This window comes from Gluconobacter sp. Dm-62, assembly GCF_018256155.1.
Taxonomy (GTDB): Bacteria; Pseudomonadota; Alphaproteobacteria; order Acetobacterales; family Acetobacteraceae; genus Gluconobacter.
The window spans coordinates 1-4,541 of record NZ_JAERLY010000040.1 but is presented as its reverse complement, the minus strand read 5'-3'; the positions used below and the strand labels follow the sequence as shown (position 1 = coordinate 4,541).

Sequence of the window (4,541 nt, the reverse complement as noted above, 5' to 3'; positions counted from 1 at the left end):
CAGATGGGGTTCCGGGGTGGCCGTGCGCTGGAGCCGGGCTGTGGCACAGGGCTTTTCATGGCGAGCGTGCCTCCGAAGCTGGCCCCGAAAACTGCCTGGACCGCAATCGAGAACGATCCGCTGACAGCCCGCATCACGCGTAAGCTGTTTCCGAACCAGTGGGTCCGGTCAGAAGACTTCACGATGGCCAAGCTCGCGGAACGCTACGATCTGGTGATCGGCAACCCGCCCTTCAGCAACCGCACGGTCCGGGGCACGGACGAGCTGGGACGCCTTGGCCTGTCCTTGCATGATTATTTCATCGCCCGGTCCATCTCCCGTCTGCGGCCCGGAGCCGTGGCGATGTTCGTGACGTCGCGATGGACGATGGACAAGTCCGATGCCGGCGCACGGCGGACGATCTTCGAGACGGCCGATTTCGTGGGCGGCACACGTCTGCCAGCCGGCGCCATGCGCGACGATGCCGGAACCGATGTCGTGGTGGACGTGCTCGTGTTCCGCCGTCGCGCACCGGGAGAGGATGCAGGCGATGCGACGTGGTTGGACGTGGCTGCGCTGGAGGACACCGATCAGGGCGAAGGCCCGCTGCGGATCAACAGCTATTTCGCGGGGAACGGCCAGCAGGTTCTCGGTCGGCACGACTGGACGAGCGGGCAGTTCGGCCCGGAATACACCTGCAAGGCCAACCCGCTCCAGATGCTGGACGAGGCCCTGCCGCTTGCCCTCGGCCGTCTCTCTTCGCTGGCCCGCTTCCCGACCCCGCAGACGCTCGATATGGCTCCGGTGCAGGATAACCACGCCGCCGAGGTCGGAACGGCCGCAGACGGTGCCCTGCTCAAAGAGGGCAGCTACCTCCTGCACAAGGGTGTGCTGCACCAGATCATCGACGGCGAAGCCGTGCTGGTGAAGGTGAAGAAAGGCGAGCAGAAGGAAGGGATCTTCCAGAAGCACGCGGCCATCATCAAGGGTCTGATTCCTGTGAGGGACGCGGCCCGTCTGGTGCTTCGCGCTCAGGTGGAGAACCTGCCCTATAGTGCGCATCAGGCCGATCTCAAACGCGCGTATCAGGCCTTCAGCCGTCAGTTCGGGCCGATCAACCTCACCAACACCACGACGCGGGTGGATGAAGAGACGGGTGAGGAGAAGTCCACACAGCGCCGCCCGAACCTTCAGCCGTTCTATGACGATCCCGATGTGTGGCTGGTCAGCTCGATTGAGGAGTATGACGAGAAGAGCCAGACCGGCCGTCCGGGTCCGATCTTCAGCGAGCGCGTGATTCAGGCACCGTCCGAGCCCGAGGTTCACGGCGCCCATGATGCGCTGGCGGTCTCCCTGCACGAGACGGGTGGTGTGGACGTCGAGCGCATGGCGGAGCTTCTGGGCCGCCCAGGTGAGGAGGTGCTCGCCGAACTCGGATCCTCGGTCTATCTCGACCCGATCCGCAGCACAGGTGGCCGTGAGGTCTGGGTAACAGCCGACGAGGCCCTGTCAGGCGCGGTTCGCACCAAGCTGACGCAGGCCCGGGAGGCTGCCGAGCGCGACCGACGCTACCTGCGCAACGTCGCCGCCCTTGAAGAGGTTCAGCCCGAAGACCTGCGCCCGTCTGACATTACGGCCCGCCTGGGAGCCCCGTGGATCCCCGTGCCGGATGTCGAGGCTTTCGTCGCAGAGGTCATGGGGGTTCGCACGACCATTCACCACACGATGGAGGTGGCGACCTGGAGCGTGGACAAGAGCGGGTTTTCCGGCAAGGCGGAGGCCACCTCGGTCTGGGGAACACAGCGCCGCCATGCCGGGGATCTTCTGGACGATGCGCTCAATCAGGCCAACCCGAAAATCTGGGACACCTGGCGCGATGAGAACGGCGAACACCGTGAACTGAATACGAAGGAGACCGAGGCCGCCAAGGAAAAGCTGGCCGCGATCAAGACCGCGTTCGAGACGTGGGTGTGGCAGGACAGCGACCGCGCCGAGCGTCTGGTGCGGCTGTATAACGATGCGTTCAACAATCTTGTCCCGCGCACGTTCGACGGCTCCCACCTGAAACTGCCGGGAGCCAGCACGGCCATCAGCCTGCGCGACCATCAGAAGCGGGTGATCTGGCGGATCATCGCCAAGGGCAGCACCTACATGGCCCATGCGGTGGGGTCCGGGAAGACGTTCTCGATGTGCGCGGCCGTGATGGAGCAAAAGCGCCTCGGTCTGATTTCCAAGGGCATGATCGTGGTGCCGGGACACTGCCTTGCGCAGATGGCGCGTGAGTTCATGATGCTCTACCCGAACGCCCAGATCCTCGTGGCGGACGAGACCAACTTCGTGAAGGACAAGCGCCAGCGGTTCCTGGCCCGGGCGGCTACGGGGAACTGGGACGCCATTGTCATCACGCATGATGCCTTCAAGTTCGTGCCGGTCGAGAGCGCCTTTGAGCAGGAGATGGTCGAGGACCAGATCGCGTCCTACGAAAGCCTTCTGGAGAATGTGAACCGGGACGACCGCCTGTCGCGTAAGCGCATCGAGCGCCTGAAGGAGGGGATGGAAGCCAAGCTGAAAGCCCTGTCTAGTCGCAAGGACGATCTCGTGCATCTCGGCGAGATCGGGGTGGACCAGATCCTCGTGGACGAGGCGCAGCAGTTCCGCAAACTGTCTTTCGGCACGAACCAGTCCGATCTGAAGGGGATCGACCCGAATGGCAGCCAACGCGCCTGGGATCTGTTTGTGAAAACGCGCTACCTCGCAAAGCGTAATCCCGAGCGCGTGCTGGTGATGGCGTCAGGCTCGCCGATTACCAACACCCTGGGGGAGATGTTCTCGATCCAGCGGTTCATGGACCTGCCAGCGCTTGTCGAGCGTGGTCTGCACGAGTTCGACGCCTGGGCCGCAAGTTTTGGCGAGACCCGCACGGAACTGGAGCTTCAGCCGAGCGGCCTTTACAAGCCTGTCACGCGGTTCTCCGAGTTCGTGAATGTCGCCGACCTGATGGCGATGTATCGCGACTTTGCCGACGTGGTGCAGCAGGACGACCTGCGACGCTACGTCAAACTGCCCGAGGTGGCGGGCGGCAGGCGTGAGATCGTCGTGGCCGATAGTGGGGACGCCTTCCGAGAATATCAGAAGACGCTCGCGGAGCGGATCAAGATGATTGAAGAGCGCACGGGCAAGCCCCAGAAGGGCGACGACATCCTGCTGTCCGTCATCACCGACGCCCGGCACGCTGCCATCGACCTGCGTTTCGTGCGGAACTGGGCGGAGAATGACAACAGCAACAAGCTGAACGTCATGATCCGCAAGGTCTTCCAGATCTGGCAGGACACGTCGGCCAATCGCTACACCGACCCTGAGACGGGACGGGAGTACGACCTGCCGGGTGCCACGCAGATGATCTTCTCGGATCTGGGCACGGAATCCGCCCTGGAGACACGCGGTTTCTCGGCCTATCGCTGGATCCGCGATGAGCTGATCCGCATGGGCATCCCGCGCGACGAGATCGCGTTCATGCAGCACTACAAGAAGAGCACGGCCAAGCAGGCGCTCTTTCGGGACATGAACTCCGGACGCAAGCGGATCCTGATCGGGTCTTCTGCCACCATGGGAACGGGTGTGAACGCGCAGCAGCGGCTGATTGCCCTGCATCACCTCGATGTGCCCTGGCTGGTCTCGGACATCATCCAGCGCGAAGGCCGCATCGAGCGTCAGGGCAACCAGAACCCGGTGATCCAGCTCTACGCCTACGCCCTGAAAGGGTCGGTGGATGCGACCAACTGGCAGATGCTGGAGCGCAAGCAGAAGTTTATCTGCCTTGCCATGTCCGGAGACCGGACGATCCGCCGTCTGGAGGATGTCGGGGCGGAAGCCAACCAGTTCGCCATGGCCAAGGCCCTTGCGTCAGGAGATGAACGCCTGATGCAGAAGGCGGGACTGGAGGCCGAGCTGGCCCGTCTGGAGCGGTTGCAGGCCGCCCATCACGACGATCAGTATAACGTCCGTCGCGCCATCGACCGTGCCGAGCGTGACCGTGAGACGGCGCAGGCTGTGATCCCGCGTCTTCAGAACGACATCGCAAAGCGTGAGCCGACGCGCGGTGAAGCGTTCAGGCTGGTGCGCAAGGATCGGGAGATGACCGAGCGTGAGAAAGCCGGTCAGTGGCTTCTCTCGCAGGCCCGTCTCGCCGCGAAGGCCGGGGAGAAAGGCAAGTGGACGCTTGGCACGATCGGCGGCTTCAAGATCCTGTGTGAGACCTGGCGCACCCGCTTTGACGGCGAGGAGACGTGGGACGCGACCCTTGGCCTTGTGATGGACGGGCGGATCCTCGGCATGGACTTCGACCGCGAGACAAGCCCGGTCGGGCTGGTCAGCCGCATCGAGAACGCATTGTTGCGGTTCGAGGCGGAGCTGGCGGACGCGCGCCGTCAGGTGGAGGAAGCCGAGCGCAAGCTGCCCGGCTACCGCGCCCGTGTGGGTCTGGCGTTCCCGGAGGCGGCTTTGTTGCAGGAGAAGCGCGAGGCCATGGCGGCCCTTGAGGCGGATCTGGCAGCCGATACGCA

The 4,541-nt window shown here is 63.9% G+C and carries 1 protein-coding gene; it reads left to right on the top strand.

Annotation, left to right across the window (positions count from 1 at the left end):
• On the top strand, positions 1–4,541 hold a 4,541-nt coding region (locus tag JK202_RS15950; protein WP_211562464.1), incomplete at both ends, for a DEAD/DEAH box helicase family protein.